The sequence below is a fragment of the Micromonospora sp. HB375 genome (assembly GCF_017872985.1).
GTDB classification, from domain to species: domain Bacteria; phylum Actinomycetota; class Actinomycetes; order Mycobacteriales; family Micromonosporaceae; genus Micromonospora; species Micromonospora chalcea.
This window is the reverse complement of sequence record NZ_JAGGJO010000001.1, coordinates 354267-373666: the sequence shown is the minus strand read 5'-3', so window position 1 is coordinate 373666 and position 19400 is coordinate 354267. Positions and strand designations below refer to the sequence as shown.

20 protein-coding genes are annotated in these 19400 nt (G+C 72.2%); 6 read left to right on the top strand and 14 right to left on the bottom strand.

From position 1 onward, the window contains the following. Positions 1 to 4: 4 nt before the first annotated feature. Positions 5 to 1375: an L-serine ammonia-lyase gene (locus J3R08_RS01885; RefSeq protein ID WP_209959750.1), complete on the bottom strand. Its 1371-nt coding sequence runs from the start codon at positions 1373 to 1375 to the stop codon at positions 5 to 7. Between the two features lie 917 nt (positions 1376 to 2292). On the opposite strand from J3R08_RS01885, the gene J3R08_RS01880 reads away from it, so the two are divergent. Next, the gene (locus J3R08_RS01880; RefSeq protein ID WP_043327136.1) at positions 2293 to 2496 is read left to right on the top strand and encodes a PspC domain-containing protein; all 204 of its coding nucleotides are present in this window, start codon (positions 2293 to 2295) and stop codon (positions 2494 to 2496) included. 86 nt (positions 2497 to 2582) lie between these two features. Here the strand turns inward: J3R08_RS01880 and J3R08_RS01875 are convergent, their stop codons facing one another. The 7 genes from J3R08_RS01875 to pdxH all read right to left on the bottom strand — a co-directional run bounded on the left by J3R08_RS01875 (position 2583) and on the right by pdxH (position 8489). Further along, entirely contained in the window at positions 2583 to 3371 is a 789-nt protein-coding gene (locus J3R08_RS01875; RefSeq protein WP_209959748.1) for a DUF4230 domain-containing protein, read from the bottom strand. Positions 3372 to 3470: 99 nt separating this feature from the next. After that, positions 3471 to 4631, bottom strand: a complete 1161-nt coding sequence (locus J3R08_RS01870; RefSeq protein WP_104115486.1) for an acyl-CoA dehydrogenase family protein — start codon at positions 4629 to 4631, stop codon at positions 3471 to 3473. Positions 4632 to 4662: 31 nt separating this feature from the next. Beyond that, a complete protein-coding gene (locus J3R08_RS01865) occupies positions 4663 to 4968 on the bottom strand; it encodes a type II toxin-antitoxin system VapB family antitoxin (RefSeq protein ID WP_013283726.1) in 306 nt (101 codons plus the stop codon). A 54-nt stretch (positions 4969 to 5022) separates the two neighbouring features. Further along, on the bottom strand, positions 5023 to 5625 hold the full coding sequence (locus J3R08_RS01860) for a nitroreductase family protein (RefSeq protein WP_064448802.1): 603 nt from the start codon (positions 5623 to 5625) through the stop codon (positions 5023 to 5025). Positions 5626 to 5627: 2 nt separating this feature from the next. Continuing rightward, positions 5628 to 6554: an aldose 1-epimerase family protein gene (locus J3R08_RS01855; protein WP_043327144.1), complete on the bottom strand. Its 927-nt coding sequence runs from the start codon at positions 6552 to 6554 to the stop codon at positions 5628 to 5630. 16 nt (positions 6555 to 6570) lie between these two features. Continuing rightward, the gene (locus J3R08_RS01850; RefSeq protein ID WP_209959746.1) at positions 6571 to 7863 is read right to left on the bottom strand and encodes an MFS transporter; all 1293 of its coding nucleotides are present in this window, start codon (positions 7861 to 7863) and stop codon (positions 6571 to 6573) included. After that, a complete protein-coding gene (pdxH, locus tag J3R08_RS01845) occupies positions 7860 to 8489 on the bottom strand; it encodes a pyridoxamine 5'-phosphate oxidase (protein WP_051611271.1) in 630 nt (209 codons plus the stop codon). The genes J3R08_RS01850 and pdxH overlap by 4 nt, the downstream gene beginning before the upstream one ends. 273 nt (positions 8490 to 8762) lie before the next feature. On the opposite strand from pdxH, the gene J3R08_RS01840 reads away from it, so the two are divergent. The 4 genes from J3R08_RS01840 (at position 8763) to J3R08_RS01825 (ending at position 13572) form a co-directional block, all read left to right on the top strand. Beyond that, positions 8763 to 9869 (top strand): citrate synthase 2, encoded by a 1107-nt coding sequence (locus J3R08_RS01840; RefSeq protein WP_209959744.1) that lies wholly within the window; start codon positions 8763 to 8765, stop codon positions 9867 to 9869. A gap of 253 nt (positions 9870 to 10122) precedes the next feature. Continuing rightward, positions 10123 to 11250 carry a phosphoserine transaminase gene (serC, locus tag J3R08_RS01835; RefSeq protein WP_043327151.1) on the top strand — a complete coding sequence of 376 codons (1128 nt, stop codon included), beginning with the start codon at positions 10123 to 10125 and terminating at the stop codon, positions 11248 to 11250. Between the two features lie 191 nt (positions 11251 to 11441). After that, positions 11442 to 12521, top strand: coding sequence for a septation protein SepH (gene sepH, locus J3R08_RS01830; RefSeq protein WP_043327153.1), 1080 nt, complete (start codon positions 11442 to 11444; stop codon positions 12519 to 12521). A 64-nt stretch (positions 12522 to 12585) separates the two neighbouring features. Further along, positions 12586 to 13572, top strand: a complete 987-nt coding sequence (locus tag J3R08_RS01825; RefSeq protein WP_064448804.1) for an aldo/keto reductase — start codon at positions 12586 to 12588, stop codon at positions 13570 to 13572. Between the two features lie 84 nt (positions 13573 to 13656). On the opposite strand, the gene thpR is transcribed toward J3R08_RS01825, so the two are convergent. From thpR to J3R08_RS01800, 5 genes are all read right to left on the bottom strand, one after another. Further along, a complete protein-coding gene (gene thpR / locus J3R08_RS01820) occupies positions 13657 to 14220 on the bottom strand; it encodes an RNA 2',3'-cyclic phosphodiesterase (protein WP_104115477.1) in 564 nt (187 codons plus the stop codon). A 4-nt stretch (positions 14221 to 14224) separates the two neighbouring features. Further along, a complete protein-coding gene (locus J3R08_RS01815; RefSeq protein WP_064448806.1) occupies positions 14225 to 14734 on the bottom strand; it encodes a hypothetical protein in 510 nt (169 codons plus the stop codon). Positions 14735 to 14809: 75 nt separating this feature from the next. Continuing rightward, positions 14810 to 16096, bottom strand: coding sequence for an MFS transporter (locus J3R08_RS01810; RefSeq protein WP_064448807.1), 1287 nt, complete (start codon positions 16094 to 16096; stop codon positions 14810 to 14812). Between the two features lie 68 nt (positions 16097 to 16164). Further along, positions 16165 to 16614 (bottom strand): MarR family winged helix-turn-helix transcriptional regulator, encoded by a 450-nt coding sequence (locus J3R08_RS01805; protein WP_030503565.1) that lies wholly within the window; start codon positions 16612 to 16614, stop codon positions 16165 to 16167. Between the two features lie 61 nt (positions 16615 to 16675). After that, entirely contained in the window at positions 16676 to 18157 is a 1482-nt protein-coding gene (locus J3R08_RS01800; protein WP_043327162.1) for an NCS2 family permease, read from the bottom strand. 92 nt (positions 18158 to 18249) lie between these two features. Between J3R08_RS01800 and J3R08_RS01795 the strand changes: the two genes are divergently transcribed. Then, a complete protein-coding gene (locus J3R08_RS01795; RefSeq protein WP_030503567.1) occupies positions 18250 to 18513 on the top strand; it encodes a DUF2530 domain-containing protein in 264 nt (87 codons plus the stop codon). A gap of 4 nt (positions 18514 to 18517) precedes the next feature. Here the strand turns inward: J3R08_RS01795 and J3R08_RS01790 are convergent, their stop codons facing one another. Beyond that, entirely contained in the window at positions 18518 to 19357 is an 840-nt protein-coding gene (locus J3R08_RS01790; RefSeq protein WP_043327164.1) for a DUF3027 domain-containing protein, read from the bottom strand. Positions 19358 to 19400: the final 43 nt, after the last annotated feature.

Genomic DNA, 19400 nt, shown 5'->3' with positions numbered 1-19400 from the left:
GGGGTCAGCATTCGATGACGTTGACGGCGAGGCCGCCCCGCGCGGTCTCCTTGTACTTGACCTTCATGTCCGCGCCGGTCTCCCGCATGGTCTTGATGACCTTGTCCAACGACACGTGGTGCACCCCGTCGCCCCGCAACGCCAGCCGGGCCGCGGTGATCGCCTTGATGCTGGCCACCGCGTTGCGCTCGATGCACGGGATCTGCACCAGGCCACCCACCGGGTCGCAGGTCAGCCCCAGGTTGTGCTCCATGCCGATCTCGGCGGCGTTCTCCACCTGCTCCGGCGTACCGCCCAACGCCTCGGCCAGCCCGGCCGCCGCCATCGAGCACGCCGAACCCACCTCGCCCTGACAGCCCACCTCCGCACCCGAGATCGAGGCGTTCTCCTTGAACAGCACACCGATCGCGCCCGCCGCCAGCAGGAACCGCACCACGCCCTCCTCGGACGCGCCCGGCACGAACCGGGTGTAGTAGTGCAGCACCGCCGGGATGATCCCGGCAGCCCCGTTCGTCGGCGCGGTGACCACCCGCCCGCCCGCCGCGTTCTCCTCGTTGACCGCCAGCGCGAACAACGTCACCCAGTCCATCGCGCGCAGCGGATCCCCGCTACCGGTCTCCGCCTCCAGGCCGCGCCGCATCTCCGCCGCGCGCCGCCGGACCTTCAACCCACCCGGGAGTACGCCGTCACGCGTGCAGCCGTTCTCCACGCACTCGCGCATCACCCGCCAGATCTCCAGCAACCCCGCCCGCACGTCCGCCTCGCTACGCCAGGACACCTCGTTGGCGAGCATCACCTCACTGATCGACAGCCCGGTCCCGGAGGTGACCTTGAGCAGTTCCGCACCGGTGAGGAACGGGTGCTTCACACGGGTGCTGTCCGCCTTGATCCGGTCCGCCCCGGCGGCCGCCTCGTCCACCACGAACCCGCCACCCACCGAGTAGTACGTGCGCGTCCGCACCTCGTTCCCGGCCACGTCGTACGCCGCGAACGTCATCCCGTTCGGGTGGTACGGCAACGACCGCCGACGGTGCAGCACCAGATCCGTGTCCGGGTCGAAGTCGACCCCCTGACTGCCGAACAGGTCGAGCCGCCGCTGGGTGCGGATCCGCTCGACGCGCGGCCCCACCGAGTCGGTGTCGACGGTCTCCGGGACCTCGCCCTCCAGCCCCAGCAGCACCGCCCGGTCACTGCCATGCCCGTGACCGGTCGCGCCGAGCGAGCCGAACAGCTCCGCCCGTACCCGCGCCACGTCAGCCAGCTGCCCGTCAGCCTTCAAACCCGCCACGAACGTACGAGCCGCCCGCATCGGCCCGACCGTGTGCGAGCTGGACGGCCCGATACCGACACTGAAAAGATCGAAAACACTGATCATTGGCTGCTTTCCTCGCCGTCGTCCCCGTTGTGCGGATCCGAGCCGGTGCGTGGGGTTGCCGCCCCCGCCAGGCGGGACGGCCGGCGCCCAGGGTGGGGGCGCCCGACCGGCGAGCCTACCCCGCCCTCATGAATACCCGCCCCCACTCCGCCCCATGCCCGCCCGCGAGCGAGCGCTGTCCCCAGCCCTCCGGCCCCCACTCCCCCCGTCGATCTTGGAGTTGTGGCGCCCGGATGGCGGCATTTACGACCTTCGTGAACCACCACAACTCCAAGATCGCCGCACAGCGCGGCGGGAGGCCGGCTCCCGGCTCCCGGCTCCCGGCTCCCGGCTCCCGGCTCCCGGCTCCCGGCTCCCGGCTCCCGGCTCCCGGCAGATCTTGGAACCAAACGGCCCCCATAGGAACCCTTTCCTTCCAAGATCTCCACGAATCCCACTCAACGGAACGCCAGTCCCGCACCACGGAACGCCACTCGCCGCAACACGCGACCGAGCGCGGCTCCCACCGCACGCCACCCCGTCAACTGCCGCGATCTTGCACTTCCCGCCCCGTCAATCCAGAGCAAATAGGGCACGTCGAGGGCCTCAAGTACAAGATCGCGGAAGGCGGGAGACGGGAGACGAAAGCGGGAGCGGGAGGGGGCGGGAGGGGGCGGGAGGTAGGGCTGATGGTGTGGCCAGCAGTGCGGAAGCGCTGGGCAGGAACCGCAGTTCCCCGACCCGTGACTGCGGGACCACCTCGGACCGGAACCGCGGCGGCGACCCGGGAGTCTCCGCGGTGAGTCGGTGGGGACGGTCCGGGGTATGCACCTACGGGTGCCCGGGTCGCCGATCATCCTCGGGGCCGAGGGCGCGGCGCGCACCCCTCTCTACCGTGGAATCAGCGCGGCGGATCGCCGCAGAAGTGGGAGACGACGATGAGTCGCAAACTGGTCCGGCCCCGCCAGGGGCGCATGATCGCCGGTGTCTGCGCCGGCCTGGGGCAGCGGTTCGGCATGTCGGCCGGCCTGGTCCGGCTGCTGTTCCTGCTGTCGCTGCTGCTGCCCGGCACGCAGGTGATCATCTACCTGATCCTGTGGGTTCTGATGCCGAACGAGGACCGCTACCTCGCCACCCGCTGACGCGACACGAAGCCGGGACACCTGCACACACGCGACGCGCCCGCCCCGGACCATCGGGGCGGGCGCGCGGCGTCAGCGCACGAAGATCAGGGCGCGGTGTAGGTGACAGTCACCTTCTCGTAGCCGAGCGAGCGCAGCAGCCCTTCCAGCATCTTGCGGGTGTTCTCCTCGGCGCGGGCGGCGAGCCCGCTGTCGCGGGCCGCCGCGGTGATCCGGTCCTCGGCGAGCTTGTAGATCTGCTGCTGCCGGTTGGGGTCGCCGGCCACCAGGTCGTTGAGCCGGTTGATCAGGCCCCGCTGCTGGGCGAAGACGTAGCTCTTGTCCATGTCCAGATCGGTCTCGCCGAGCTGCGGCGCGGGCAGCTTGATCTCGGCGGACTTGCCGTCCTCGGAGACCGTCACCGCGCCGTCGGCGATCTTCGCGAAGTCGACGTACGCCTCGACGCGCCCCGCCCCGACGAACAGCGTGCGCTCGTTGAGCAGGAAGTCGGGCACGTTGCGCCGGTCGTTCTGCACGTCCACCACGACCTGGAAGTTGCCCTCGGCGGCGACGTAGCGGCTCAGGTCACGGATCGACTTGAGCAGCGGCGGCTGGCTGCGGTCGGTCTGCTCCTTGGCGAACGGGTTGCGGAAGTCGGGCAGCAGACCGGTGGCCTGCACGCCGAGCAGCACCACCACCGCCAGCGCCGCCGCGCCGAGCACCCAGAGCAGGCCACGAGCCGCGCCGCCGCCCGACGCCGGGGCGCCCGGACCGGGCTCGCGATCGGGATCGCGGTCCGGGTCGGGCGAGCCTTCCGCCCGGTCGCGAAGGGACTCGCTGGTGGGGTAGTCCGGGAACTCCCGGGTGGGCTCGTTGATGTCACCGTCGCGGGCCATCGCCCTCACCGTCCTCGTCCGACACATCGACTGACAAAGACGGTACGGCCACCGTGCGACAGTCGCTCGCCGAGCGTCCCGATCGGATGAAACCGCAGGTCAGGCGAACGCGGACAGGCCCGTCAGCCGCTGGCCGATGACGAGCTGGTGGATCTCGGAGGTGCCCTCGTAGGTGAGCACGCTCTCCAGGTTGTTGGCGTGCCGCATCACCGGGTACTCGCCGGAGACTCCGTTCGCGCCGAGGATCGTGCGGCACTGCCGCGCGATGGCGAGCGCCTCCCGGACGTTGTTCAGCTTGCCCACGCTCACCTGGTGGGGCTGCAGCGAGCCGGCGTCGGCGAGACGGCCCAGGTGCAGCGCGAGCAGCATCCCCTTGTTCCACTCCACCGCCATGTCGGCGAGCTTGGCCTGGGTGAGCTGGAAACCGGCGAGCGGGCGGCCGAACTGGGTGCGCGTGGTCGCGTACTCCAATGCGGTTTCCAGGCAGTCGCGGGCCGCGCCGAGCGCGCCCCAGACGATGCCGTGCCGGGCCTCGGTCAGGCACCCCAGCGGCGCCTTCAGCCCGATCGCCTCGGGCAGTCGCGCGTCGGCCGGCAGCCGGACGTCGTCGAGCGCGATCTCGCCGGTCAGTGACGCGCGCAGCGACATCTTGTGCCGGATCTCGCGCGCCGTCACCCCCGGCGTGTCCATGGGTACGGCGAAGCCGCGCACGCCCTCGTCGGTGCGGGCCCAGATCACGCCCACGTCGGCGATCGGCGCGTTGGTGATCCACAGTTTGCTGCCGTTGAGGATCCAGTCGTCGCCGTCGCGGCGGGCCCGGGTGGCCATCGAGCCGGGGTCGGAGCCGTGGTCGGGCTCGGTGAGCCCGAAACAGCCGATCGCCTCGCCGGCCGCCATGGCGGGCAGCCAGCGCTGCTTCTGCTCCTCGCTGCCGAAGCGCCAGATGGCGTACATGGCCAGCGATCCCTGCACCGACACCAGCGAGCGGACGCCGGAGTCGCCGGCCTCCAGTTCCAGGCAGGCCAGCCCGTACGCGACGGCGGACGCGCCGGCGCAGCCGTACCCGGTCAGGTGCATGCCGAGCAGGCCGAGCTTGCCGAACTCGCGGGCCAGCTCACGGGCCGGCACCTGGCCGTCCTCGTACCAGCCGGCGACGTGCGGGCGTACCCGGTCGGTCACGAGCTGGCGCACGACGGCGCGGATCTGCCGCTCCTCCTCGCTGAGCGACGCATCGATGTCGAGCAGGTCCAGAGGAGTCATGGCGTCACCTTAACCAAGGCTCAGCCGGGCGTCACTCGCCCTGGTCGCCGAGGACCAGCACGCGCGCGTGGATCTGGTTGCGCTGCTGCAGCGCCGCGCGCAGCGCCCGGTGCAGGCCGTCCTCGAGGTAGAGGCCGCCGTTCCACTGGACCACGTGCGGGAAGAGGTCGCCGTAGAAGGTGGAGTCCTCCGCGAGCAGCTTGTCCAGCGCCAGTTCGCGCTTGGTGGTGATGAGCTGGTCCAGCCGCAGCGGGCGCGGCGGGATCTCGGCCCACTGCTTCAGCGTGAGGTTGTGCTCCGGGTAGGGACGCCCGTCCCGGACCGCCCTGAAGATCACGGCGTGCTCTCCTCCCCCAGGCCCGGCTGACGATGTGGATGTCAGCCTAACCGCTCAGGTCCACCGTCCCCGCCGCACCACATCCTGCACCGGACGCCGCCCTCTACGCAGCGACGGTGACCGATGGTCGACGACCCGATAACCCACTGTGATGGCTCCGACGGGGCTGAGTTCCGGCGGTACCCCGAACGCCTCCCGGTACGCCTCGATCCGCTGCGGCGGAATGCCGAAGAAGCAGGCGCCCAGCCCTTCGTCCACGGCGGTGAGCAGCATCAGCAGCGCCGCGAAGCCGGTGTCCACGTACCAGTAGGGCACCGGCCAGCGGTCCTCGGCGCGGTCCGCCCAGCCCTTGTCCGGCTCGGCGTAGCGGTCCAGGTAGGCGTCACGGTTGGCGTGCGGCACCACGATCAGCGGCGCCCGGCGCATCCCGGCCAGCCAGCGTTCCCGGCCGCCGCCACCGGGCGTGGTCGCCGCCCAGAACCGTTCCCGGTCCTCGGGTTCCTCCAGCACCAGGAAGCCCCAGCCCTGGGCGAACCCGGCCGACGGCGCGCGGACCGCATGGTCCAGCAGGCGGTCCACCACCTCCGGCGGTACCGGGCGGTCGGGGTCGTAGTTGCGCACCATCCGGCGGCGGCGGACTACCTCGGCGAACTCCACGCTCAGACCTCCGGCCGGACGCCCCAGGCGCCCCGCCAGGTCTGCCCCGGCTCCAGCGTGATGACGTCCCTGCCGGAGCGGAACGCATCCGGCGGGCAGGTCATCGGCTCGACCGCCACCGACCGGCGGTGCCGTTCCCCGCCGAGCGTGTCGCCGGTGAACACCTGCCACCAGCCGAACTCGCGGTCCGCCCAGATCCGCAGCCCGGACGAGCCGTCCGGCGAGCCGAGCGTCACCGCCGAGCCGCCGTCGGCGTCCCGCTCGACGTCACCGAAGGCGGTGTCGAGGACCAGGTCGCCGATCGGGCGCGGGCTGGTGAAGTCGAACTCGGAGCCGGTCACCTCGGTCGCACCGACCGGAAGCAGGCGGCCGTCCACCAGCACCCGCCGCCGGGCCGGCAGGTGCAGCCGAATCCCGTCCACGCCGGCCTTCGGCAGTTGCAGGTAGGGGTGCACGGAGAAGCCGAACGGCGCCGGCTCGCCGGACAGGTTCGTCGCCTCGTGCTCGGCCCGCAGCCCGTCCGGGCCGACGCTCCACCGGGCCCGCAGCCGCAGCGCCCATGGGTAGCCGGGGCTGGGCGGCAGGTCGTAGCCGATCGTCACGCTCTGGGCCGACTGCTCGATCAGCTGCCACCGGGCCCAGTTCACCAGGCCGTGCAGCGCGTTGTGCCGCTCCGGCTCGGTGAGGTCGAGCTGGAACGACCGCTCCCCGAACGAGTAGACGCCGTCCCGGATCCGGTTCGGCCAGGGCGCGAGCACCTGACCGGCCGAGCCGGGGCAGACCTCGTCCTCGGCGTACCCGTCGAGGTAGTCCACGCCGTCGTGCCGGTAGGCCCGCAGCCCGCCGCCCACCTCGACCACGACGGCCTCGTGGCCGTCGGCGGAAATGGTCCACTGTGTACCGGACGGTGGCTGCACGTCGATCCCCATGTCGGCGACCCTACCGTCAGTGGCGCTCCTCGGCGGGGGTGGTCGAGCGATAGCGCAGCAGCGCCGGGAACGCCACCACCAGCAACACCGCGAGTACGGCGGCGGCCAGGCCACCACCGACCATGGCGACGCCGGTGCCGAACCCGGCGGCCGTCGCGCCGGCCCGCAGATCGCCCAGACGCGGGCCACCGGCCACCACGACGGTGTTCACGCCCTGGAGGCGGCCCCGCATCCGGTCCGGCGCGTAGACCAGCAGCATCGACTGGCGCAGCGTGGCGCTGACCAGGTCGGCGGCGCCGGCGACGCCCAGCAGCACCACCGCCACCCACAACTGCCCGGCCAGCCCGGCGAGCGCGATCGCCACGCCCCAGCCGACCACCGCCACGGTGAGCGCGAGGCCCTGCCGGCGTACCCGGCCGATCCACCCGGAGGTCAGGCCGCCCAGCATCGCGCCGATGGCGATCGAGCTGTAGAGCCAGCCCACCGCCGAGGCGCCGCCGAAGCGTTCCTGCGCCAGCTCGGGGAAGAGCGCCCGCGGCATGGCCAGGATCATCGCGATCAGGTCGATGGCGAAGGACAGCAGCAGCACCCGCGTGGTGGCCAGGTAGCGGAAACCGTCGACGATGCTGGCCAGCCCGGCCTTGCGGACGCCGCCGTCCGGGTCCGGCGCGGGCGGCATCGCGGGCAGCCGCAGCGTGGCCCAGAGCGCCGCCGTGTACAGCAGCGCGTCCGCCGCGTACGCGATGGGCAGCGCCGTCCCCACCTCCCACCCGGCGAAGATCAGGCCGGCGGCGAGCGGGCCGAAGACGGCGGCGGCGGTGAACGTGGTGAAGTTCAGCGTGGTCGCGGCCGGGACCAGCTCGGCCGGCACGAGCCGGGGCAGGATCGCGCTGCGGGCCGGTGAGGTGATCGCGAAAGCCGTCGACTGGAGGCCGACGAGCAGCAGGAGCAGCAGCGGGCTGCGCACGCCGGCCAGCGACTGCACCAGCAGCCCCAGCGTCGACGCCCAGAGCACGCAACCGCCGACGAGCAGCACCCGGCGGCGGTCCCGGGCGTCGGCGACCGCGCCGCCCCACAACCCGAACAGCAGCAGCGGCACGAAACCGGCGATGCCCAGCAGGCCGACCCAGAGCGAGCCGCCGGTCAGGTCGAACATCTCCACCGGCACCGCCACGGCGGTGAACTGGAAGCCGAACATCGCGATCGCGTTGCCGGTCCAGACCCGCCGGTACGCGGGCACGCGCAGCGGGCGCAGGTCGATCGCCCAGCGGCGCGCACCCCGCCGCCGGGCCTGCGTGACGTCGGTCACGGCGCGAGCCGCTCGACGACGAAAACCCCGTTCCCGGTACGCCGGAAGCGCAGCCGGTCGTGCAGCCGGCTGGCCCGGCCCTGCCAGAACTCGACCGTCTCGGGCCGGACCCGGAACCCGCCCCAGTGCGGCGGCGCGGGGATCGGGTCCACGTCGGCGAACCGTTCCGCCGCCGCCCGGTACGCCTCGTCGAGCGCGGCGCGGTCCGGCACCACCGTCGACTGGGCGCTGGCCCACGCCCCGAGCTGCGAGCCGCGCGGCCGGCTGGCGAAGTACGCCTCGGTCTCGGCCCGGTCCACCGGCTCGACCCGGCCGGTCACCGTCACCTGCCGCTGCATCGGGAACCAGGGGAACACCAGGCTGGCCCACGGGTTCCCGGTCACCTCGGCACCCTTGCGCGAGCCGTGGTTGGTGTAGAAGACGAAGCCCTCCGGGTCGTACCCCTTGAGCAGCACGGTGCGCCCGCTGGGCCGGCCCCGGGCGTCGGCGGTGCCGAGCACCATCGCGTTCGGCTCGGGCAGCGGATGTGCCACCGCGTCGGCGAACCAGCGGGCGAACTGGGTGTGCCAGTCCGGCGCCAGGTCCGCCTCGGTCAGGCCCAGGTCGGCGGCGTACTCGTTACGCATACCGGCCGGTGCGGGTGTGTCGCCTGTCACTGTGCTCGTCCCTCTCCCGGGCGTGCCGGCGTCCCCCGACGCTGGCCAGGCCCCGGTACCCAGTCTTCTCCCTCTCTCACCGACGGCCAGCGGCGGGGATGTCGTGTGGCGCACAGTGGCTGTGGGTCGCGCAGCCGGTTACCCACCGGGCAAGATGTTCCGAACCACATCCCTGAAGGGTCGCCTGAGCTGCGGGGCTCGATCAGCCCGCCCGGGCGCGCCGAGCCGAAGCCAGGAGACGACATGTCCGATTTCAAACCGGGCCTGGAGGGCGTCGTAGCCTTCGAGACCGAGATCGCCGAACCCGACCGCGCGGGGGGTTCACTGCGCTACCGGGGCGTGGACATCGAGGACCTGATCGGCCAGGTCTCGTTCGGCAACGTCTGGGCGCTGCTGGTGGACGGCCGGTTCGGCCCCGGCCTGCCGCCGGCCGAGCCGTTCCCGGTGCCGGTGCACTCCGGTGACATCCGCGTCGACGTGCAGTCCGCGGTCGCCATGCTGGCGCCGTACTGGGGGCTCAGCCAGCTTCTCGACATCTCCGACGAGCAGGCCCGCGAGGACCTGGCCCGGGTGTCGGTCACCGCGCTGTCCTTCGTCGCCCAGTCGGCGCGCGGCCTGGGCCTGCCGGCCGTGCCGCAGAAGGAGATCGACAAGGCGGAGACCATCGTCGAGCGGTTCATGAAGCGCTGGCGGGGTGAGCCCGACCCGCGGCACGTCAAGGCCGTCGACGCGTACTTCATCTCGGCCGCCGAGCACGGCCTGAACGCCTCCACCTTCACCGCCCGGATCGTCGCCTCCACCGGCGCGGACGCCGCGGCCTGCATCTCCTCCGGCATCGGCGCGCTCTCCGGCCCGCTGCACGGCGGCGCCCCGTCCCGGGTGCTCAGCATGCTGGAGGCGGTCGAGCGCAGCGGCGACGCCGACGGGTACGTCAAGGGCGTGCTCGACCGGGGCGAGCGGCTGATGGGCTTCGGCCACCGGGTCTACCGGGCCGAGGACCCGCGCGCCCGCGTGCTGCGGCGCACCGCCAAGGAGCTGAGCGCGCCGCGCTTCGAGGTCGCCGAGGCGCTGGAGAAGGCCGCGCTGGCCGAGCTGCAGGCCCGCCGCCCGGACCGCGTCCTCGCCACGAACGTCGAGTTCTGGTCGGCGGTGGTGCTGGACTTCGCCGAGGTGCCGGCGCACATGTTCACCTCGATGTTCACCTGCGCGCGGATGGGCGGCTGGTCGGCGCACATCCTGGAGCAGAAGAAGCTCCAGCGGCTGGTGCGCCCGTCGGCGACGTACGTCGGCCACGGCTCGCGCAAGCCGCAGGAGGTCGAGGGCTGGGACGCCATCCCGCACGGCGTCTGACGTCTCGCCCGGGGCCCCGCTTCCACCCGCCGGTGGAGCGGGGCTCCGGCATTTCCGGGACCGGCTCGCGGCCCGTGTGGCGGACGCCTCACCGACCGGCGTGGGACAGCCCGCCGGACGTGCCCGGACAGGTGCGAGGATTGCCGTGGCAGTGTCGCCGGAACGGGCTCGGACGCCGCCCGCCGCCACGCGGCAGCACATCGTCCGCGCCTGCCAGCTCACCTCTCGCCCATGCGGAAGGATCTTCAAGACCGTGGCTGACGCACCGACCATCCGGATTCCCGACGAGATCAGGCCCGCCGACGGACGATTCGGCTGCGGCCCGTCCAAGGTCCGTCCGGCCGCGGTCTCCGCCCTCGCCGACGTCGCCACCAGCTACCTGGGCACGTCGCACCGGCAGAAGACGGTCCGCGACCAGGTCGCCCGGCTGCGCCGCGGCCTGGCCGAGTTCTACTCCCTGCCCGAGGGGTACGAGGTGGTGCTCGGCAACGGCGGCACCACCGCGTTCTGGGAGGTCGCCACGTTCGGCCTGATCCGGGACCGGGCCCAGTTCGCCAGCTTCGGCGAGTTCGGCGCCAAGTTCGCCAAGTCGGTCAAGGACGCACCGTTCCTCGGTGAGCCGACCGTGCGCAAGTCCGACGCGGGCAGCGCCCCGACGCTGGTCGCCGAGGCCGGCGTGGACGTCTACGCCACCCCGCACAACGAGACCTCCACCGGTGTCGCGGTGCCGATCAGCCGGGTGGCGGGCGCCGACGAGGGCTCGCTGCTGCTGGTCGACGCCACCTCCGGCGCGGGCGGCCTGGACGTGGACGTCGCCCAGACCGACGTCTACTACTTCGCGCCGCAGAAGTGCTTCGGCTCCGACGGTGGCCTCTGGCTGGCCCTGATGTCGCCGGCCGCGCTGGCCCGGGCCACCGAGATCAAGGAGTCGGGCCGCTACATCCCGGCCTTCCTCGACCTGGTCACCGCGATCGACAACTCGCGGCTGGAGCAGACGTACAACACCCCGGCGCTGGCGACCATCTTCCTGGCCGCCGAGCAGACCGACTGGATGAACTCCCAGGGCGGGCTGGCCTGGGCGGCCAAGCGCACCGCCGAGAGCGCCGGCATCGTGTACGGCTGGGCCGAGCGCTCGTCGTTCGCCACCCCGTTCGTGGCGGACCCGGCGCTGCGGTCCAACGTGGTCGCCACCGTCGACTTCGCCGACGGGGTGGACGCCACGGCGATCGCCAAGGTGCTGCGCGCGAACGGCATCGTCGACACCGAGCCGTACCGCAAGCTGGGCCGCAACCAGCTGCGGGTGGCGCTGTTCCCGGCCGTCGAGCCGGCCGACGTCGAGGCGCTCACCGCGTCCATCGACTACGTGGTCGAGCGACTCTGATCACGCCGTCACGGTGCGTGGCCGTCAGGGCTCCGGCGGCCACCCACCGTGATCATTACCGCAGCTCAGTCACGACATGCCGGGGTGTCGCAGTCCCCATCGGCGGGTAGATGAGCGTACGGTGGTGCGAGACGCCCGGGTGGCCGGCTCCCGTGGCGTGACGGCCAGCGAAGCGGGACGGAGGCAAGCCCATGCGCCCAGTACGCTTCGTCGCCCTCTCCGAGGACGGCCAGGCCCTGGTGCTCGCCGACGAGGTGGGGCGCCTGCTGGCGCTGCCCATCGACGAGCGGATCGCGTCGGCGCTGCACGCCGAGCCGGGCGCCCCGCCGCTCGCTGTGGTGCCGAGCGCCACCGACCCGACGCCGTCGCTGTCCCCACGGGACATCCAGGCCCGCATCCGCTCCGGTGAGTCCGCCGAGGACGTCGCCCGCATCGCCGGCGTGCCGGTCGACCGGGTGCTGCGCTACGCCGGCCCGGTGCTCCAGGAGCGGGCCATGCTCGCCCAGCACGCCCGCCGCACCCGGCTGAAGGGCGCGGAGAAGCCGACCCCGCTGGCCGAGGTCGTCAACGGCCGGCTGGCCCAGCACGGCATCGACACCGAGAAGATCTCGTGGGACGCCTACCGCCGCGACGACGGCACCTGGCGGATCATCGCGACCTGGCCGTCCGGCAAGGCCACCGCGCAGGCGGTGTGGGACCTGGACAAGACCCGGCAGAACGTCGCCCCGCACGACGACATGGCGCAATACCTCTGCGCCGAGCGGCCCACGCCGATCCTCGGCCAGGAGCCGGCGCCGGAGCGGGGCGGTCACGCGCTGCCCGGTCCGTCGCGTGGCGAGCCGAGCCGGGGCGGGCACGGCCTGCCGGCCGCCTCCGAGCACGCCCGTCCGGGGCGTGACCCGATCCGCGCCGGCCGGGACGCGCTGCTCGCCTCGCTGGACCGGCCGCTCGGCGGCACGTCCGGGCGCGGTCTCGACACCCGCTCCCCGGCCGCGCAGGAGGCGCCCCGCCAGCGGGCCGTCGCCGGTGGCGCCGCCGCGCTGCTCGGGGGCGGGCAGGGCTCGGCCTTCGACGACGACTCGGACGCGCCGAAGGAGATCCCGGCCGTACCCTCGCTGGCAGTGCTGCGGCCGCGGCGCACCGGTGCCGCGGCGGCGACCGGCGGCGCGGGCGGCGAGTCCACCGAGGCCGGTGGCAAGCCACGCAAGCGGCTGCCGAGCTGGGACGACGTGCTCTTCGGCACCGGCCCGGCGGCCCGCGAATCCTCCTGATCCGCAAGCTCCACCCTGGCTCGTTGAGAGGGCACTCCGGGTGCCGGCGTGCCAGGGTGGAGTCATGGAGTACACGAACCTGGGACGCACCGGCCTGTCCGTGAGCCGCCTCTGCCTCGGCACGATGAACTTCGGTCCGCAGACCGACGAGCCGGACAGCTTCGCCATCATGGACCGGGCGCTCGAACACGGGATCAACTTCTTCGACACCGCGAACGTCTACGGCTGGAAGCTCGGTGAGGGCGTCACCGAGCAGATCGTCGGCCGCTGGTTCGCGCAGGGCGGCGGGCGCCGCGACAAGGTCGTCCTCGCCACCAAGGTGTACGGCAAGATGGGCGAGTGGCCCAACGAGCAGGGCCTGAGCGCCCGGCACATCATCCGGGCCTGCGAGGACTCGCTGCGCCGCCTCCAGAGCGACACGATCGACCTCTACCAGATGCACCACATCTCCCGGGCCACGCCGTGGGAGGAGATCTGGCAGGCGATGGAGACGCTCGTCGCGCAGGGCAAGGTGCTCTACGTCGGCTCGTCCAACTTTGCCGGCTGGCACATCGCGCAGGCGCAGGCCGCAGCCGGTAAGCGCAACTTCCTCGGCCTCGTCTCCGAGCAGTGCATCTACAACCTGCTGACCCGGTACGTCGAGCTGGAGGTCGTGCCGGCCGCCCAGCACTACGGGCTGGGCATCATCCCGTGGTCGCCGCTGCACGGCGGGCTGCTCTCCGGCATCATCCGCAAGATGGCCGAGGGCAGCGCGGCGCGCGGCACCACGGGCCGCTCGGCCGACGCGCTGGCCGAGCACCGCAGCACGATCGAGGCGTACGAGAAGCTCTGCGCCGACCTGGGCCACGACCCGGCGGATGTGGCGCTGGCGTGGCTGCTGTCCCGTCCGGGCGTGACCGCCCCGATCGTCGGCCCGCGCACGATGGACCAGCTCGACCGCAACCTCGGCGCGCTCGACGTCCACCTGGACGAGCCCACGCTGACCCGCCTGGACGAGCTGTTCCCGCCCGTAGGCAACGGCGGCCCCGGCCCCGAGGCCTGGGCCTGGTAGGTGAAAGGAAGGGCCCCTTCTTAACGCCTCAGGTAGAGAAGGGGCCCCTTCTTAACACGCCGCCGAATTAACGCGCCGCCCGCATCAACGCGCCGGCGCGAGCGCCCACGCGGCGATGCGCGTGTGGCGGGGCGTACGGCCCGGGTGGCTGCGGGTCAGCATCACCTCACCGGCCGACCACTGTGGGCCGGCGTACCCGTTGAGGGTGTCCCGGTCGGCGTGGAGGTCGGCCTCGGGCACCCGGTCGCCGGGGCGGGCGATGGTCAGGTGCGCCCGGAACGGCTTGTCGTCGCAGGGCAGCCCGGCCTCGCGCAGCCCGCCGCGAATCGAGCGGGCGAGCGCGTCGAGCGCCTCGACGTCGCCGCGTACGTCGACCCAGAGCACTGTGGACCGGCCCTGACCGAAGCTGCCGCCGCCCGCGAGGCGCAGCAGTGGGGTACGAGCTGTCCGGGCGGCCGAGGCGAGCGCGTGCTTCACGTCGGGGAGCCGGACGTCCGGCACCTCGCCGAGGAAGGCCAGCGTGAGGTGCAGGTCCGCCGGATCGGCCAGCCGGGCGTGGCGGGCGGCCGCGACCCGCAGGCCCTTGACCCGGGCGGTGAGGTCGGCTACCGCCACGGCAGGTGGGTAGATCGCCGCGAAGAGACGCACCAGGTCAGCGGTGCCGCTGGTGGTGCGCGGCGCGGGCAGCCGGCAACGTCAGCCCGGCGGCGTGCAGCAGCCCTTCGACGCGTACCCGTTCGATCTCCCGGTCGACGCCGTCCAGTTCGGCCAGGTGCTCGTCGATGCCGAGCGCCCGGCAGGCGGCGCGCAGCCGTTCGTCGTACGCCTCGATGACCGCGCCGTGCCACACCACGCTGCGGTCGTTGGCGGCGAGCCGGTGGCCGCCGAGGCGGCGCAGGTCGGTGGCGAGCTGGTCCAGCGGCCGTCGGCCGTCCCGGTCGAACTCGGTGAGGTCGATGTCGCGGGTCAGCGCCTCGGACTCGATGGCCCGGTCGAGCCGCGCGATGGTACGGCGTTCCCGGCGCTGCTCCCGCCACTCGGCCCACCCGCACGCGACCCGGTCGATGATCTCGTCAGCGCAGAACAGCAGCGCGAACAGGGCGGGCAGGCAGCAGACGGCGAGGATCGCCAGCGCCAGCAGCAGTCCCTGCCCCACTTCCACACATCGACGCTAAGCCCTGCCGCACCGGCCCGCCACCCGTTTGGGTAATCGGGCTGGTACGAGCGGCTATCGGGGCTACTTCGCTCCGGGCGACACGACGTAGAAGCGGGGCATCGGGAGCACCCGCATCCGCAGCCGGGCGCCGGAGCGGCGCAGCTGCCAGGTGAGCGCCAGCAGCGCGGCGGTCAGCGAGATCAGGCCGCCGGCCCAGATGCTCGCGCCCGCGCCGTAGTGCTCGGCGACCCAGCCGATCAGGGGCGCGCCGACCGGGTTGGTGCCCAGGAACACCAGCACCCACAGCGCCATCACCCGTCCCCGGAAGGAGGCGTCGACACCGAGCTGGACACGCTGGTTGGCGGCCTGGGCGAAGTAGATCATGAAGAACCCGGCGGGCAGCAGCAGCGCCACGACCAGCCAGTACGCCGGGGCGAGCCCGACGAGCGTGCCGAAGACCGCGCAGCCGATCGCGGCGCCGAGCACGAGCCAGACCGAGGGCCGGCTGCGCCGTCCGGTGCCGGCCAGCGCCCCGACCAGCGCACCGGCCGCGAGCGCGGTGCTGAACAGGCCGAACGAGGCGGCGCCGGTGTTGAACACGGTCTTCGCGAGCGCGGCGAGGGTGAGCTGGAAGTTGAACAGGCTCATCCCGATCACCGACATGAGGACCATCGGCAGCAGGATGTCGGGGCGGCGTGCCACGTACCGGAGGCCGTCGACCACGCGGGCCTGGTCCCGCTCGCCGACCGGCGGCAGGTCCTTGCGGTGCAGTTCCTCGGTACGCATCCGGACCACGTTGACCAGCGGGGCGATCGAGCTGAGCGCGGTGACCAGGAAGACCGGGCCGACGTCGACGGCGGCGATGGCCAGGCCGGCGACGGCGGGGCCGACGATCCGGGCGGAGTTGAACACTGCCGCGTTGAGCGAGAGCGCGTTCGGCAGCAGCGGCATGCCGACCAGCTCGGAGACGAACGCCTGACGGACCGGTGTCTCGACCGCGTTGGAGACGCCGAGCAGGGCGGCGAACGTGAAGACGTGCCAGAGCTGCACCAGGCCGGTGAGGACCAGGACGCTCATGGCCAGCGCGAGCACGGTCCAGAACGCGTTGGCGACGAAGAGCAGCATCCGCTTGTCGTAGCGGTCGGCGAGCCGTCCGGAGAGCAGCGTGAGCAGGAGTACGGGCGTGAACTGCAACGCGGTGACCACGCCGAGCGCGGTCGCCGAGTTGTCGCTGAGCTCGAGCACGAGCCAGTCCTGGGCGATGAACATCATCCAGACGCCGATCAGTTTGATCAGCTGCCCGGTGGCGAAGAGTCGGTAGTTACGGACCCGTAGGGACTGGAACATCGTGCTCAATTTGGCCTGCACTCTAGGTGCGCCTCCTTGCGTCGGTACGCTTCATCCACAGCTGACGAAGCGAACCGCGGGCGGCGGTGTCAGGCGCGAGCGATGCCCTGGAGGATGTCCGCGGCGCGCCGTAGCGTTTCGCGTTCGTCCTCGGTGAGCTCGGCCAGCCGGGTGGCCAGCCACTCGTTGCGGGCCCGCTCGAACTGGTCGAGTACGGCCCGTCCCCCTTCGGTAGCCGCCAGGATGACCTGCCGTCCGTCGGTCGGGTGGGGGGTGCGTTGCACGAGGCCCCGCTCCTCCAGCTTCGCGACGATCTTCGTCATCGTGGGCGGCTGCACCCGTTCGACATCAGCGAGTTCCCGTGGTGTGAGGGCGCCCGCCAGGTTGAGGCTGGTGAGCGCCGACAGCTGGGTGACTGTGAGGTCGCCGACCGGCCGGGCCTGTCGGACCCGCCGGTTGAGCCGGGTGATCGCATCTCGCAGCTGAGGGGCCAGCTGCGCCGGTGGCACGCGTTTCGCCGTCACCGTCCGCTCCGTCACGGTAGTTAGCTTAACTAATGAGCCTGGCTAACGACACGCGTTATGACCAGGCTCACCAGCGTCAGAGCAACACGGACTCGACCGGCCCGCGCAGGAAGTACACGATGAACAGCGCGGCGACCCCATACAGGAGCGGGTGGACCTCCCGGGCCTTACCCTTCGCCACCTTCAGCAGCACGAAGCTGATCACGCCGGCCCCGATGCCGTTGGAGATCGAATAGGTGAACGGCATCAGCGCGATGGTGAGGAACGCCGGGATGGCGATCTCGTAGTCGGTCCAGTCGATCGTGCGGACCGCCGTCATCATCAGGAAGCCGACCACCACCAGGGCCGTCGACGCGGCCTCGAACGGCACGATCAACGACAGCGGCGCGAGGAACATGGCCAGCAGGAACAGGCTGCCGGTGACCAGGTTGGCCACGCCGGTCCGGGCGCCCTCCGCGACACCTGCGGCGCTCTCGATGTACGACGTGTTGCTGGACACCGAGGCGGCGCCACCGGCCGCGGCGGCGATCGAGTCGACGAGCAGGATCTCCTTGGCCTTCGGCGGGGTGCCCGTCTCGTCGAGCATGTCCCCTTCCTGGCCGATCGCGACCATCGTGCCCATGGTGTCGAAGAAGTCCGTGATCAGCAGCGTGAAGATGAACATCAGCGGCACCAGCCAGCCGACCCGGCTCCACGAGTTCAGCACGTTGAACTGGCCCAGCAGCGACAGGTCGGGCACGTCCACGATCTGCTTCGGCAGCTCGGGCACGTTCAGCGCCCAGCCCTTCGGGTTCGGCTTGCCGTCGACGAAGGACGGGCCGACGTTGGCGATCGCCTCGACCACGATGGCCAGCACGGTGGAGGCGAGGATGCCGATCAGGATCGCGCCCCGGACCCGGCGTACCACCAGGACCAGCGTGATCAGCAGGCCGACCACGAAGACCAGCATCGGCCAGCTGACGATCTTGCCGTTGATGCCCAGCCCGACCGGCACGGTGGAGTTCGCCGCGTCCGGCACGCGCCGGACGAACCCGGCGTCGACCAGGCCGATGATGGTCAGGAACAGACCGATGCCGACGCCGATCGCGGTCTTGAGCTGCGTCGGCACCGACCGGAACACCGCGGTACGCAGTCCGGTGAGCACCAGGATGCCGATCAGCACACCCTCGATGACCACCAGACCCATCGCGTCCGCCCAGGTCATCTGCGGCGCGATCTCGTACGCGACGAGCGCGTTCACACCCAGGCCGGCCGCGAGCGCGATCGGGAACCGGGCCACCACGCCCATCAGGATGGTCATCAGGCCGGCCACCAGCGCGGTCGCCGCGGCGAGCGCCGGAATCGCCAGCGAACGGCCGTCGCCGTCCTTCCCGCTGCCCAGGATCAGCGGGTTCAACACCACGATGTACGCCATCGTGAAGAACGTGGCGAAACCGCCCCGAAGCTCCCGGCTCAGCGTGGACCCGCGTGCCGAGATCAGGAAGAAGCGGTCGAAGCCGTTACGTGGATGCGCGGGATCGGGCGGAGTGCCGTGATCCGGCGGTGGAGCAATGGACATGGTTCCTCATCTGGTCATCGGCCGGGTTTTGTCGCGCGCATCGTCCCAGATCACCTGGCGGGCAGGGAAGAACGATCACGTAGGCTGGGCCGGTGTCACAGGAGCAACAGCCGCGGCCGGAGCCGCTCGACCCGCCGATGGTGCCGTTCGCCGTCGCCGGGCTGATCGCCTGGGCGGTGGCCGGTCTGGTGCTACTGATCTTCTTCCGGGACTGGCTCACCGAGTCCGGGCGTCAGAACTGGCTCTGGACCTGCCTGGCCGGTTTTCTGTGGGGCTTTCCCGGCCTGGCGGTGATGATGCGGCACGACGCCAACCGGCGTCGCCGACGCGCGGCCGCCGCGCAGCGGCCGCGCTGACCGGTCAGGGGTGGCCGTACGGCTCCGCCGGCTCGGACGCCTCGACCGACCCGGGGGCCCGGCTGACCGTCATGGCCTCGACCGCGCTGTCGTCGTAGACGGTGGGCAGCTCCTCGACCGGCGTCTCGGGCGTCTCCACAAGCGTCTCCGAGTGCGCGCCGCACCCGTGGTCGGCGCTGACCACCCGGCCGTCGTCGGGCGCGTAGAAGTTGCCGCACGCGCCGAAGGCCAGTCGCAGCGCCCCGGCCAGCGGCAGGTAGAAACCGCAGGTGCCGCAGCGGGCGGCGGCCGGCGCGGCCGTCGAGATCGCGGCGTCCGGGCCGTGGTCACCGTCGTACCAGCGCTGGGCGGTCTCGGCGCGCCCCTCCCGGGACAGCACCCGGGCCCGGCCCAGCCCCAGCTCCCAGGCGGTCTCCTCGACCGCCGGGTCGTCGGAGAGCAGGTAGCCGGGCGCGAGCCGCTCGTCGTCGGCCGGGGTGGGCAGCAGGTCGCCCGGGCCCAGGTCGCCCGGCTTGAGCCGCTCCTGCCAGGGCAACCAGCCCGGGGCGAGCAGCGCGTCCGGGCCGGGCAGCAGCACCGTCTCGCAGATGGTGACGTGCCGGCTGCGCGGCACCCGGGTCACCGTGACGGCCCAGCGCCAGCCGCGGTAACCGGCCATCCGGCATTCGAAGTAGTGGGTGACGACCCGGTCGCCCTCGGCGACGGCCTGGAGATGGTCGCCGATGTCTGTCGGCTCCACCTCGGTGATGGCGTCGCGGGCCACCTCGACGGCGGCGGCGCAGACCTGGTCGAGCCGGGGAGCGCGGGCGGAGGCGGGCCTGGTCACCGGACCATTGTTCCCCATGCCGGTCCACGGGTGACAGGCACTCCCCGGAGTCGTTCTCCGC